The organism is Corynebacterium silvaticum, from assembly GCF_002162115.2.
Classification (GTDB): domain Bacteria; phylum Actinomycetota; class Actinomycetes; order Mycobacteriales; family Mycobacteriaceae; genus Corynebacterium; species Corynebacterium silvaticum.
Genome location: NZ_CP021417.2, coordinates 24,167 through 36,503 on the forward strand (window position 1 = coordinate 24,167; position 12,337 = coordinate 36,503).

The 12,337-nt window shown below is 47.7% G+C and carries 13 protein-coding genes; 6 read left to right on the forward strand and 7 right to left on the reverse strand.

Annotation, left to right across the window (positions count from 1 at the left end; translation table 11 throughout):
* Window positions 1-50: 50 nt before the first annotated feature.
* The gene (locus tag CBE74_RS01590) at window positions 51-758 is read right to left on the reverse strand and encodes a hypothetical protein (protein ID WP_087453069.1); all 708 of its coding nucleotides are present in this window, start codon (window positions 756-758) and stop codon (window positions 51-53) included.
* A 76-nt stretch (window positions 759-834) separates the two neighbouring features.
* On the opposite strand from CBE74_RS01590, the gene CBE74_RS01595 reads away from it, so the two are divergent.
* From CBE74_RS01595 to CBE74_RS01605, 3 genes are all read left to right on the forward strand, one after another.
* The gene (locus CBE74_RS01595) at window positions 835-1,371 is read left to right on the forward strand and encodes a peptidylprolyl isomerase (RefSeq protein WP_087453070.1); all 537 of its coding nucleotides are present in this window, start codon (window positions 835-837) and stop codon (window positions 1,369-1,371) included.
* Between the two features lie 83 nt (window positions 1,372-1,454).
* Entirely contained in the window at window positions 1,455-2,195 is a 741-nt protein-coding gene (locus CBE74_RS01600) for a rhomboid family intramembrane serine protease (protein ID WP_087453071.1), read from the forward strand.
* A 1,148-nt stretch (window positions 2,196-3,343) separates the two neighbouring features.
* Window positions 3,344-5,194 (forward strand): Ig-like domain-containing protein, encoded by a 1,851-nt coding sequence (locus CBE74_RS01605; protein ID WP_233426110.1) that lies wholly within the window; start codon window positions 3,344-3,346, stop codon window positions 5,192-5,194.
* Window positions 5,195-5,270: 76 nt separating this feature from the next.
* On the opposite strand, the gene CBE74_RS01790 is transcribed toward CBE74_RS01605, so the two are convergent.
* Window positions 5,271-5,657 carry a transcriptional regulator gene (locus tag CBE74_RS01790; RefSeq protein ID WP_087453073.1) on the reverse strand — a complete coding sequence of 129 codons (387 nt, stop codon included), beginning with the start codon at window positions 5,655-5,657 and terminating at the stop codon, window positions 5,271-5,273.
* Between the two features lie 36 nt (window positions 5,658-5,693).
* Window positions 5,694-6,182 (reverse strand): helix-turn-helix domain-containing protein, encoded by a 489-nt coding sequence (locus tag CBE74_RS02100; RefSeq protein ID WP_087453074.1) that lies wholly within the window; start codon window positions 6,180-6,182, stop codon window positions 5,694-5,696.
* Window positions 6,183-7,203: 1,021 nt separating this feature from the next.
* Here CBE74_RS02100 and CBE74_RS02330 point away from each other — a divergent pair.
* The gene (locus tag CBE74_RS02330; RefSeq protein ID WP_259484334.1) at window positions 7,204-7,563 is read left to right on the forward strand and encodes a hypothetical protein; all 360 of its coding nucleotides are present in this window, start codon (window positions 7,204-7,206) and stop codon (window positions 7,561-7,563) included.
* Between the two features lie 252 nt (window positions 7,564-7,815).
* Here the strand turns inward: CBE74_RS02330 and cas2e are convergent, their stop codons facing one another.
* Genes cas2e through CBE74_RS02540 form a run of 4 tightly spaced genes read right to left on the reverse strand, consistent with a single transcriptional unit; the run spans window position 7,816 to window position 10,219 of the window.
* A complete protein-coding gene (gene cas2e / locus CBE74_RS02335; protein WP_087453076.1) occupies window positions 7,816-8,187 on the reverse strand; it encodes a type I-E CRISPR-associated endoribonuclease Cas2e in 372 nt (123 codons plus the stop codon).
* Window positions 8,188-9,141: a type I-E CRISPR-associated endonuclease Cas1e gene (gene cas1e / locus CBE74_RS02490; protein ID WP_087453077.1), complete on the reverse strand. Its 954-nt coding sequence runs from the start codon at window positions 9,139-9,141 to the stop codon at window positions 8,188-8,190.
* The gene (locus tag CBE74_RS02535) at window positions 9,138-9,818 is read right to left on the reverse strand and encodes a hypothetical protein (protein WP_225870214.1); all 681 of its coding nucleotides are present in this window, start codon (window positions 9,816-9,818) and stop codon (window positions 9,138-9,140) included. Before CBE74_RS02535 ends, cas1e begins: the two co-directional genes overlap by 4 nt.
* Before the next feature lie 2 nt (window positions 9,819-9,820).
* Complete coding sequence (locus tag CBE74_RS02540) at window positions 9,821-10,219, reverse strand: helicase-related protein (protein WP_225870213.1); 399 nt, start codon at window positions 10,217-10,219, stop codon at window positions 9,821-9,823.
* 429 nt (window positions 10,220-10,648) lie between these two features.
* Between CBE74_RS02540 and CBE74_RS02805 the strand changes: the two genes are divergently transcribed.
* Both CBE74_RS02805 and CBE74_RS02870 read left to right on the forward strand, forming a co-directional pair.
* Window positions 10,649-11,059, forward strand: a complete 411-nt coding sequence (locus CBE74_RS02805; RefSeq protein ID WP_259493873.1) for a hypothetical protein — start codon at window positions 10,649-10,651, stop codon at window positions 11,057-11,059.
* A 46-nt stretch (window positions 11,060-11,105) separates the two neighbouring features.
* The gene (locus CBE74_RS02870; RefSeq protein WP_263059977.1) at window positions 11,106-12,266 is read left to right on the forward strand and encodes a type I-E CRISPR-associated protein Cse1/CasA; all 1,161 of its coding nucleotides are present in this window, start codon (window positions 11,106-11,108) and stop codon (window positions 12,264-12,266) included.
* The last annotated feature ends 71 nt before the right edge of the window (window positions 12,267-12,337 follow it).

The window sequence follows — 12,337 nt, forward strand, 5'->3', positions numbered from 1 at the left end:
ATAAGCAAAAATACCGCCTCATCCGGGACTAGCGGAGAGGCGGTGTTGTTTTACTTGTCTTCCTTAGAATCCGTATGCTGCTTGAGCTGGTCTTCTAGGGAACCGAGGAGTTCCTCGTCGCGTTCTGTGGCCCCTTCCTCCGGAGACGCCACGTGCTCGTCCTCGCCATCGACAGGCGTTTGAGTGGAATAAACAAGGCGGGATTCTTGGGTGTTCACAGAGTCTGCGCCGAAATCCTCTACGTGTGGCGGCTCAGTAGAGACGACATCACGCTTGCTTAAGAAGTAGTAGGTGACGGCGCCCACTGCAGCGAGAAGCGTGGTGAAGAGCGAGAAATTGAACAGGCGCTTACCAAAGCTGGGCTGCTTCTTGGGTGTTGCGCTCTTCTTAGCAGATTGTGCAGCTTTCCGCGCGGCCTTCTGAGCTTTTTTAGACTGCTTGCTCAAAGACTTAGATGCTTTGGAAGCCTGCTTATTGACTGTTTTCACCGTGTCATCTTTGGCGGCTGCGGCGTCGGCGATTGCGGAATCAAGGCGCTTGCGGGCCTGCGCGGTGAGGCTGCTGACGCGCTCTTGGGACTGATCGTAGAGATCTGCGACGTTGGACTTTACGTCTTTGCGGACGTCATCATAAGAATCGGCAGCATTGAGTAGCGCATCATATGCCTCACGAGTCTTACGATCGCGGTAGTTTGCGTACTTGTCGTATGCCGCCTTGGTCACCAAAACGGCGCCGCGAATAGTAGTGCTGCTGTTCATAGGATGCTCCCATCAGAAACTGACAAAATGAGTTCGTTGTTCCTTCCAGCGTAGCGAGGTTGACACATTCGCGCTTATGATGTTGCGTATGACTTTGAAAACCGCTACCGCGATTTTGCACACCAACCGTGGTGATGTTGCAATCGAGCTCTTTGGCAACCATGCTCCAAAGACCGTCGAAAACTTTGTCACCTTGGCAGATGGCTCTGCAGACTACAAGACTGAGAACGCCTCCGGAAACGCTGAAGGACCGTTCTATGATGGTGCGGTTTTCCACCGCGTCATCGATGGCTTCATGATTCAAGGCGGTGACCCCACAGGCACCGGTCGTGGCGGCCCAGGCTACATGTTTGCAGATGAGTTCCACCCGGAGCTTCAGTTCGACCGTCCGTTCCTGCTCGCTATGGCCAATGCAGGCCCAGGCACCAACGGTTCCCAGTTCTTTATCACCGTGGTGCCCACCCCGCACCTCAACAACCACCACACCATTTTCGGCGAGGTCACTGATCCCGCATCGCAGAAGGTTGTTATGGACATTGCTCAGACTTCCACCGACCGCATGGATCGCCCTGTCGAGCCAGTTGTGATCGAGTCTGTAGAGATCACGGAGTAAAACGCTCCACATAGCCCCAAGTACCGCGGCCACCGTGCTTCGGATACTTGGGGTTTTCTTCTACTTTCAACGAAAATGGGAGAATGTCCGCCCAACGAACATTGCGTGCAGCGTATAACCAGGCTCCTGCCACAGTGATACTTAGCTTATCGACGCTCATCATTTTCCTGATCACCGCTTTCCAATCGCGGTCGATAACCGATAACCTCTATGACTCGTGGCTCGGCGATCACTGGATTCTCTACACTCCGCAGATGCACGACCCCCTAGGAATGTTGCGCGCAATTGGCTCAATGTTCCTGCATATTGGCCCTGCACACCTTGCGATCAACCTCTTTTTACTTTTCTTTTTGGGCCGTGAAGTTGAGCAATTTATGGGGTTTGCTTTCTTTAGCGCCGCGTATTTTATTAGCGGATTAGGTGCATCGCTAACAATCATGATTATGGATCCGCTTTCGCCGACTGCGGGAGCATCCGGCGCTATCTACGGGTTAATGGCAATCATGGTGGCCATAGCAATAACGCGCAAAACTGATATTCGTGCACCTCTCATTCTCGTTGCCGTGAACGTGGGATACTCATTGATCACCGACAACGTTTCTCTCTGGGGACACATCGGCGGTCTTATTGCTGGCGCTATAGTCGCGCTTCCTCTCATGTCTGCACACCGCAGCCGCTCTGTTACCGGAGTACTTTTAGCTTATGCAACGCCGAGAACTCGTCGTCATTTTCTACGCGGACACGTAATTACATGGCTTATAGTGGCCGCGATTGCTGTATGCGAGGTCATCGGAATCTGGGTAGCCGGCACTAGATTGTTGTAGCCCACAACGTGGGATGGTGCTGTGGAATCGTTGACGCGGTTTCACAGCACTATTTTTATGTCCTCACTTCTCTCCTGGAGGACTGCGAGTGCCTGAATATGTCTGATTGCATTTGTATCTGTCTTCTTATACATGGCCTTTGAGACGCACGCGTTCATTTAAATCACAATCATGGGATTTAGCCCTGTGTCGATCGAGTTATCCACTGAAATTACACAGATTTTTGGAATAATTCGTAGTTCTCACAAGGATGTGAATTATCCACAAGAGTTATCCACACTGTGGATAATTACACGAGTGTTGTTCAACGCGTCATTCTCTAATTTCTGAATTTTTACGGGGAACAACCTGCGCTTTTGCAGAAGCTCTCGAACAAAGCCCCAGGTGGGGAAGAAGTGCACAAAGTTATCCACAGGCTGTGAAGAAACTCTGGGGATAATCCTATGGCTGGGTTCTGCACATTTTTATACACAGCCTGTGGATAACTTTGTGCACAGTTGTACACATAGCAGTGGAAAGAAAAAAATGGGACCGATTGTGATCCTGTAGTTATTGCGGAGGTGACGCGCTGTGGTGGCGAATAAAAATCAAATCGCCGATTGTGTCTGATTGGCTAGGGCGCAACGGTTCTTGTGAATAAAAAGGGGTGGGGATGAACGCTGCTATGCGGATTATGGCTAAACATGAGTGGTTGCGCCGACGTGGTTTGCGGGAGGTGGGTCGGGCCCGGAACGCCCGTGTTGCGTCACACCTGTGGATGGGATTGGTCACTTATTGGGAAGCGTTTCTGGGGTGGAAGCGTGCCGCGGAGAAACCTTATTAGTGCCATAACCTTGTGTTTTGTGTATAAAAGTTTTTTAGGCGTGTGTTGCACACTAGACACCTTCCGTTTAAAGGTTTTTTAAATTCTTAGATTGGCATATTTTAAGGAAAGTGGAGCGATTATCGCTTGATGTGTTGGTATTTATGCAGGTGTAATCCCTGTTAAGAAATTGGGCATCAATCCGGGTTTGTTGATCCTGAGATTTATATAAATTTTATCCAGGAAGTGAAGAACTATGGAAAATATGTCTTTCCCTGCGCGCTCTCAGCGAGCAGGGAAACTTCTATGCGTTGTTGCATGTGTGATCGCACTCGTCTCATCGCTGATGGTGTTTGCCACCAGGCAGCCTCTAGCACGTGCTGAATCCGTATGTAGTGGCGGGAATTGGTCTGACCTTGCATGGAAAGACGAGCATTCAAACCCTAGCCTGAGTGCTAACACCTACTATGGGCCGGGTTCCTACGCTGAAGTGCAGTTTACGTGGAAGGCAAAAGCTGACGCTAGGCAGGGCGACAAAATCACTTTTACACTTCCACCACAATTACAAGGCGTGGACACCGGATCAATTTTACTGAGGGATAGTGAGAACGAACTTGTAGCGCGGGGAAGTTGGGACAGTAGGCTTAAATCTTTTGTGATTACGCTTGAACAGTTTGCCAACACCCACTTTAACGTGCACGGAACAGCCTTTGTCTCAGTGAAATGGAACCGTGATGGGATTGATGGAAACCCTAAGAAATTTGATGGGTCGCTGAGCTTTAACGGATGCGGTAGTGGATCTCTTAACGGAAGATACGAGGAAGGCTCGGAAGGTGATTCACACGAGACTGCCAAGATTGGTGAATATCAGGGATATGATTCCGAGAATAAGGTGCATAAAGTCCAGTGGACAGTAGGGCTGAGCGGAAAAACGGGAAACGGGCAGCGAGTCTTGGTCACCGATAATGCTCCCGCTGGATGGAGCTTTGCCTGCGACGGAAAATATAACGACGGATATGCTCCGGTGTATGTATCAACCTTGTTAAAAGGGAACCCTCCCCAGATTCTGCGTCATCGAAATATAAATCCTCAAAATTTTGACCAGGGAGGAACTAGGCATGGGTTTGGAGACAGTATCAAAAACGATGATGGTTTTTTGGCTGGGCATAGTTACAAACTCAACTGCACGCCACAGCAGATATCCGTCGATTTTCCCTACGGAATTTCCCCTGACTCCAGCCCGCTCATCTCTTTGCTCACTATCTCAACCGAGAAGCCTGCTTTAGGTTCTACTGTCTATAACACCGCAGAAGTAAATGGCAGAAAGATCAGCGGTAGCGTTACGTTCCCTAGCGCCGGTGGCCAGGGTCGGGGAAGCAAAGGCGGGTTTACGATTGAAAAAATTGTTTCCGGGGAGCATACCTCGAAACAATTTTCCTTTGCGTGGTCGTGCACGTCGCAAGGCAAAGAAATGAAGAGTGGCACGATTAAGCTCGCAAACGGGGACGTGCATCATGAGAAACAGCTGGATAAAGATGCCTCGTGTGTGATTAAAGAGGAAGATGCTGATGCAGCGTCTGAGAAGAAGCATTCTTTGAAGTGGTCTGTAGATGGTGAGGAAAAAGAAGGAAAGTCCGTAACCATATCCATCAGGCAGCCTGAAGAACAGGCAGTTCAAGTAGTAGCAACGAATATTTATTGCCAGGAAGAACCAGAGGATCCGGAGATCCCTCCTGTGCCTCCTACGACTACCTCGTCCTATGCGCCGTCGACAACAACGTCAACGAAGACTACAACGAAGACCACGACTACAACCACCACTGCAACGAAGACGACCGAGCCTTCTGCAACGACAACCACGTCGTCGGCGCCGTCGTCATCGCCAAGAACTACAGAACCCACGCGGGCACCGCGTAATCCTTTATTGCCGATACATATTCCCATCCCCATACCGCTTCCGCCTGCACCACCGGTGACCACAACGGTGACGCCGCATGCTCCTGCGCCTGTGTCGCCGCCCGCCACACCGTCGATAGCTTCCAATAAGCCTGCGGACGCTGCACCTAAACCGCCCGCAAAGCACCTTCTAGCTCGTACTGGAGCTTCCGTCGCAGGTCTGGTTATCCCTGCCCTGTTCTTGATAATTGGTGGCGTGGGATTGCTCATGATTATTCGCAGAAAACGCAACTCAGAATGATCCACCGGAAATAAGTGAAATCTGGCCCCTTGTTCTTCTCTCAAGGGGCTAGCTTTTCGACGCCCGCCCGCCGCTGCTACGCCGTTGCGAGTTTTTGCGCTCTTTGGAAGCTAACCCCCAACAATGTGCCGATGTCCCTATAAGACAAGCCCTTTTTGGATAGTTCTGCGGCGGCTTGTCGCATGAGTTGGGAGGCTTCCTTTTGGGCTTGTTTTGCCTTTTGATTAGCCTGCACCGCTTGGTTGGCTATATCCGCTATATCTTCTCCTTCACGGAACTCGATGGTCACGATGGCATTTTCTGGATCGTCGGTAAGTTCAGGGAAAAGCCCCAATGCATCGCGGACCATATCTGGAATTTGATCCAGGCGCCGGGTTTGGGTTAGTAAGCCTGGATCTTCTTTAAGCTGGATTACCCACCAGCCCTCACCTCGTTCCGTGAGGGATGTAAAAGTGTTGGTCATTTTTTATCTCTATCTACTTGTAAAATGTAGTTGTTTTTACTGTTTCTCTGGAAACAGTTGCCATATGCGCGCACCTCTTTTTGTGATCCGCACACCGGGCTTCATTTTGATAATGAGGTTCCCGTCTTCTGGAGACCTCGGTACGTACATAAACCCGCCTGTATTCGACAAACCTTCTACAGGTGGATAGGCCTCGTCGTAGTCGATAACCTGATTGAATCGAACAAATTTTCGGTACATGCCGAGTAGCTTAACGCAACTCGAACCGTGCAAACCCTCTTGTCCACGTTCCATATAACGGGCGTGCATACGCAAAGCTTTAAAGATTGTATTGTCCTTATGTGTCTCGTCGATATTAGTCCACGGTAAATCGTTTTTGATATATTCCTGCTCTGCAGCTTCGTGGCCAGCCCGCTTGGCAAGTATGAAGATGTATTGACGGGTAACCCCATATTCTCTAGCGATCTGGGATTGGGTCATGCCTTTGCCTATCAGGCGCATAACTTCTTCGGGTGTAATAACCACTATTTGTCTCCATTGTTGACATGCGAACAATAACTACCTTTTATCTATGTAGATGCAGATGGTGAATATAAATAAGGTGTTTGCAATAGGTGTTACATATAAAAAATATACTTCTTAACTATGGTGACTTTCCTGATCAATATCTATAAATTTGTCAGTGGTTAATATTTGTAAGATCACTTTTGGGGGTATTGATGATCATTCTGGTAATTCAGGAATGGTAAGCGGATTGTTGGAGATGGACTTTCTTTGTATATGGTTTGAAAACTAAAATTAATTGAGATAATAAAAATAGTGCTTAGTCGGCGTATCTAATTATTAAATAAGTCTTCTTCTTTAACCGTGCTGTGTGAAGCTTGCTTCTTTTTGTTATCGATACGTATTCTCAATTCCACACACAATAATATATTTATATAAGTGTCCAAGCGTTGGTACCTATGGATAGGTCGAAGACCATAATCTTGTGAGAATTACGTCTAGAGTTTTCTTCCGGCCCCTACGTACGTGCAGAGAAAAAGCGAGCGTTTCATTGAATAGATTTCGTATAGCGGTTGTGCCCTAGCAGGCAAGTATTTTTCCTGGGTGCTACATTTCTAGATTGCTATATTTCTAGGTATGTAGCACTAGATGGACTCTTGGTAGTCGGTTGCCTGCTCTATGACTTCATCATTGTCATTGTCACTGTTTTTCGTGAGCAAGGGACCTCGCCACCATAGTGACAGCAATAATCACTTGAGCCGCAGACTTCACATTCAAGGGCTGAACTTTCAAGATTTTTAGAATTTAAAAAGTCATACCATACACCTGAAAGTGCAGAGACAACTTGGAGTGTGAATGTCTGAAATGCGACTTATATATATTTTAATCAAACAAGAGCCGTTTGGTATTATAATTAATGTTTGTTAATAAAGACACAATTTAAAGGAGTTTTTATATAAAAAACTAAGAATTTGCACCGCAACATCTGGAATGGCGTATGAATAATGAAATAAACCTGCCTACACGCTGAAAGGATCGTGCAATGAACAAAAAACAAGCCATTACAGCCTTCTTAGCCATACAAGTATTGTCGCTTATCGGATTGATTCTGTCAGGGGTGTTTTCCTTTAAGTCCTCTCCTGAAATAATCGCAGCAGGGCTTATCGGCTCTATTGTCATAGCTACCGCTTTTTGGCTGTTCGTGTATGTAATTATGTTTATTGCGCAACGCTCTGAAAAAAAAAGAAAGAAACTAAAAAGTAAAACGTTTCAGTTCTGTCAAAGTGGTCATCGCAATTGGATGCGCCTTTTATCGCTTAATCAACCAGTTGCAATTGCTCAAGAAATGCAGACCAAACCTCTGAATGTTCAGCCTCATCACAGATGGCGACAACACAAGTAGGGGCAAAAATAAGTTCTGCTGAAGAGCAAAATCTTCTAGAAAACTCTCTAATGGTCTGATTCCACACAATGCAAACCTCTCAGAGATTAACATCTCGGAAACTGTATCTATCCCCAACGCTGAAAATTTGTCGGTATATCAAATTCCTATCAACGGAGAATTTTCGGGGACAAACTATATAATTGTCCAGTTCAGGGATGGCGATGGAACTACCTCCGCATACGCGGAGAAAAGACTAAATAACCTGCGCTTTTACTCACTCTCCGAGCAAAAATCCTCCAAAACTTCGTCTGGAATAATTGCATCGGCTTCATCCAGGGGGTCAGCAAAACGCACATCTTCTATTAGACCACGAGCAGAGAGGAAAAGACCATCAAGATCAACGACGGGGCGGCGTTGTTTTCCTGTTGTGCGGATTCTGAACCCTTGCTCAGCATCATATTGCGGGTGAATCAGAGTAAGAGATCCTGCTAGGTCTACGGAGTGGCATTTTTCCCAAAGGTTTTCCATGACAGCTCTGGATAGAACTCCTACATAAAGACCTGCGTCCACTTCGGAAAGGAAACGACTGAGGTAGCCGTTGAGGTGGTTCGGAAGGTTATGTCCTTGGATGACCGCAAACATTTATTTACCACCGTATTGTGTGTGCCCTGGGACTTCGTGGTTTCTTCCGCCGATGAGGCGGTCATCGGTACGCTCGGGGAGATGCGGAGTGAGGATCTCCATCATAATGTGGATCATGTTTTTGAGGAGGTCCTGATTCACGATTTCGCTTCGCACGAGTCTTCTAAACTCGGAACCATCGTCGTCGTTGTTAGCGCATTTGAAAGCAGCGGGGATTGTGAGTGTTGGTTTGTAGAGGTCGGCGAGGTCAAAGAGGAGGGATCGGATATCTCCGCGGTGAATGATCCCTAGAGCTGGGTTAATTCCTAGTGCTGCGCATGCAGAGGCGGCGCATCCGTAAAGGATGGAATTCCCCAGGTTAAGGTTGGTGTTCACAGGATCAGTGGCGTTAGTATCGCGCTTAAAATTTTTGATCTTGTGTTGAGCACTGAGCCTTTTGTATAGGTTTCTGATGGTCCGGCCTTCAACGCCACGCATAACTGCGATGGAGTCTGCTTCTATTTCTTCTATGCCCAGTTGTCGTTTGTATAGGATTCGGGCAGCTGTCCGTTGTTTGGCTTCGTTTGATGCAAGACGTGCTTGTGCGATGGCCCATCGTGCAGAGGACGTAAGTGGGGTGGACAAACTATATGCTTGAACACCACCGCCACCGGTAAATAAGACGGAGACACCTGCTCGCGCACAGGAGGTAGCGGCAGGCTGACTTATGCTAGTTCCTGGCCCCAACATGAGCACCGCAAGCCCTCCTACAGGAAGTTGGATTCGGGCTTTGATCGGGAGATCTTTCAACTCGGCAGGGGCTTTTTCGTCGCCACGGCTTACAGCGATAACCCCTGTTCTGTCTTGTCTGATTAGGCAATATTCGAGATACAGAAAAGATACTCTGTCTTCGAGCCTGATTTGTTCAGAAGCTGGGATAGTAGAAAATGCGAGGGCTTCATTGGAATAACTCACTTTTGTGGGCCTTTCAAACCGCTCTGGAGGTCATATTCTTCAGGCTGGATGTGTACGTACGGCTGAATAACCAGAGAGCAGGGTTTTGCCTCTGATAGCGGGACCTCCCTGCTGGTGATCGGGAGAAATTTATCTGAGCGTGGTATCGAAATAGACGCACGGAGTGCCCTACGGAGAAACTCGCTGTCTTTGGAAGAAATTGCTATAAGCTTTTCCACACTACCCGTCCACGCGCCAGGAATCGTCCCCGTAGGATCGCAAAGAATCGCCGAAGTAGTCGGATAGTCGATGAGTCGAGTAGCTCTTTCTTCCAGATCCTTTGCAGAAGTGATCTGAAGAAAATCCTCTACTACGCAATCAGAGGATAAAACCTGTCGTGGTTTCCCATGTTTTGCAAAATCAATACGCGATGTACCTGCTTGGCGCTGTTTAGTGACCCAAGAGGCAACCTCGTTGAGATAATCATCGGCGAGAGTCTCGCGTTCTTCGGCAGAACTACAATCTTCCGGTAATGACACTCTTTGGAAGAGCTCTTGCAACCCAGGCGTAGTTGCATCAATAAAATCCTGAATATCGGCAGGGAATTCAATCCGGTCTCGTTGTTTGAGCCATGATTCCACCCTGTATAACTGCGAGCGTAGATAGGGGAGAGTTTGTCCTGTACTAGGTGAATCCATCACTACAATGGTGAGCTTTTCCCCACCATCCCTGGGGCACGTACCTCCCTTTGTGGATCAAGACGTCGCCACAATCTTCCTGCGCGTTGAATAAGAGAGGGAGCGGGGCACAGCTCGGTTCGGAGCAGATCGAGGTCAATATCAAGGGATGCCTCGATTGCCTGTGTGCCAATAACAAGGGTGGCGTTTGCTGTTCCTTTTTTGCCGATTGCTTGTTCTAACTTTGTTGCTGCTTCTTTACGATGCCCCGCGGTCATACGAGAATGTAAGACAATCGGTGACTCATGGGCTAGAGCTTCTGCAATGGATTGCGCGCGACCAACCGTATTACAGATAATGCCAATCCGTGCTTGTGGAAAAAGTTTCCTCTGCTCGATAACCCACTGCACGTGAGAATCCACAATCTCATTGTGTGCAATTTTGTCTATGTGGATTGGGATAGTGGAAGCTTCAATGGGGATGTTTTCCTGGCTGGTTTCTGTGTTCTTACTAGGTGTCGATCAGCCTTCTAGAGAAGGAAAGACTCCTTTAAAGTGGGGTTCTTTTCCGGTGTAAGAGAGATGGAATTTTTCTCTTTGCCATGCAGGCATTGTTGCGGTGAGGAGAGTGACCGGAGTGTCGGTAGCAGACCACTATTCTAAAAATAGTGTTTGGCATGGTAGACCTCTTTCTGTATAGCCTCAATGAGGAAGAAGCACCTTGGCCAATGATTCCTTGCGTTTTGCGGGGGTAGGGTGCTTCTTCTCCCTTGTCCTAACTTTATCAGACTTTTAAATTTTAGGTAATTTTAGGTAACTGTTTTGAGAACTTAAAGTTGAAGGAAGGGGACCATGAAAAGCAATGTTTTTAAAGACTTTCCATTCATAAAAACTAATAAGGGGCCCATGACTGTGGAAGAGTTTTTTCATTCCAGTCATGAAGAATCTCTCCATTTGTATCTTTCCATTCCTGGATATGAATATGGGGCGATTTGGCGATTACTTACCTCACTCACTGCAGTGCTAGTGCAACGCGATCCTTCGTTTTTGGAGGGGAAGGAAACTAGCCTTGAACTGAGGTTTGATCCAGAATTTATATCTCAAATACTTGATGATTTAGGATCAAAAATAAGTTTGACTGAGGGGAAAAATCTTTTTTTTCCAGCGCCCTCTTTTGGAGGGGGAAAATCCGAAGGATACTGCCCGGTATGTAGGTCCAGGGAAAGATCCTGCTTGGAAATTATCGCCAACCGCCCCCAGTGAAAAATCCCAGATTTATTGGAATTTGGAGAAGCTAAAGCCTGAATCCTTGGAAGCTGTAGACGCGATTGTTGCGTTGATGGTTTTCTCTATGTATTCATTTACTGGAAACTCGAAATACGATGGCGCAAAGTGCCTCAACGGATCACCAGGCATCAGGTTCCTTGGCAGTGGAAACACGGCCACGGAATTCATCATTGAAGCCCAAACGCAAACGCCACTGCTATCTTTACTTAAATCCATTCCGTTGGAATGGTGCGAACCAGGTGGATTGCCTGCTTGGTTAGATCGAACAGGTGCCGAATCCAGAAAACCCAATGGGGAAATGCATCCTTTATGGCGTGCGACGTGGAGTTCTAATACTGCAGCATGTTGTTGGGACGGAGAAACTCTAGTTGGTGTGGGCATAGGTGGAATTCCTCCAGAATGGTATGCCCTTGAGATGGGAAGCAAGCCCGAGGCTAGAAAAGAATGGTGGGATCAAAGAAATACCGAGGATCCTTTCTACTTCTATCAACCGGATAAGGGTGGAGCTTTAAAAGCAAAGCGCCTTGATTTAAGCCGGGACCTCACAGAACTGGCTGTGGAGTGGGTTGCAGAAGACTTGTCCACCGCATTAGCTGATAGAGTGCGCGGTCGCGCATTAAGAGTCGATTTTAAAAAAGACTCATTATTGTTCATCAGGCACCAGATAGGTGGCAATGCTTCCTCTGCGATGATCCGTGAGTCGGTGGTTTCTAAAGCTCGAAAGCAGCAGTGGGTCTTTGACACCACCGGAGCGCTGCAGAAACAAGTGCGAGGCAAAGCAGATTTTATTCTCTCGCTGAGAAATATCGTGTTGAGTCCGTTTAGGCGCGAGAACAAGAGCGACCGCGATAGAGGACGAAGAGTTTTGGATAGTTTGGCCAGCGAGCGACCAAAGATGAACGCGACTTTTTGGCGGGAAATCGCACCAATATATGAGGAATTCATCCTTTATTTCACAGAACAAGTGTCTGGAGATGAGACAAGGAAAGAAGTTCGCGCTCAAGCGAAAAAGACTCTCAAGGAATTGGAAAAAGACGCTGTTAGTACTGCTCAAAAGGCGTTCGATATGGTCCTTGAACCCTATCTGCTGCAGAATCCCAGCCAGGCCTATGAAGTGCGTCGACGCATCCATTCTTATTTGGCAAGCAAGATCGCAGAGACAAATGAAGGTGATCAGAAGTGACAACTAGTAGACCCAAGCAATCATGGACACCTTTGGTAGCCGAGTTTGCTCAGAGAAAGAAAGATAAGGAG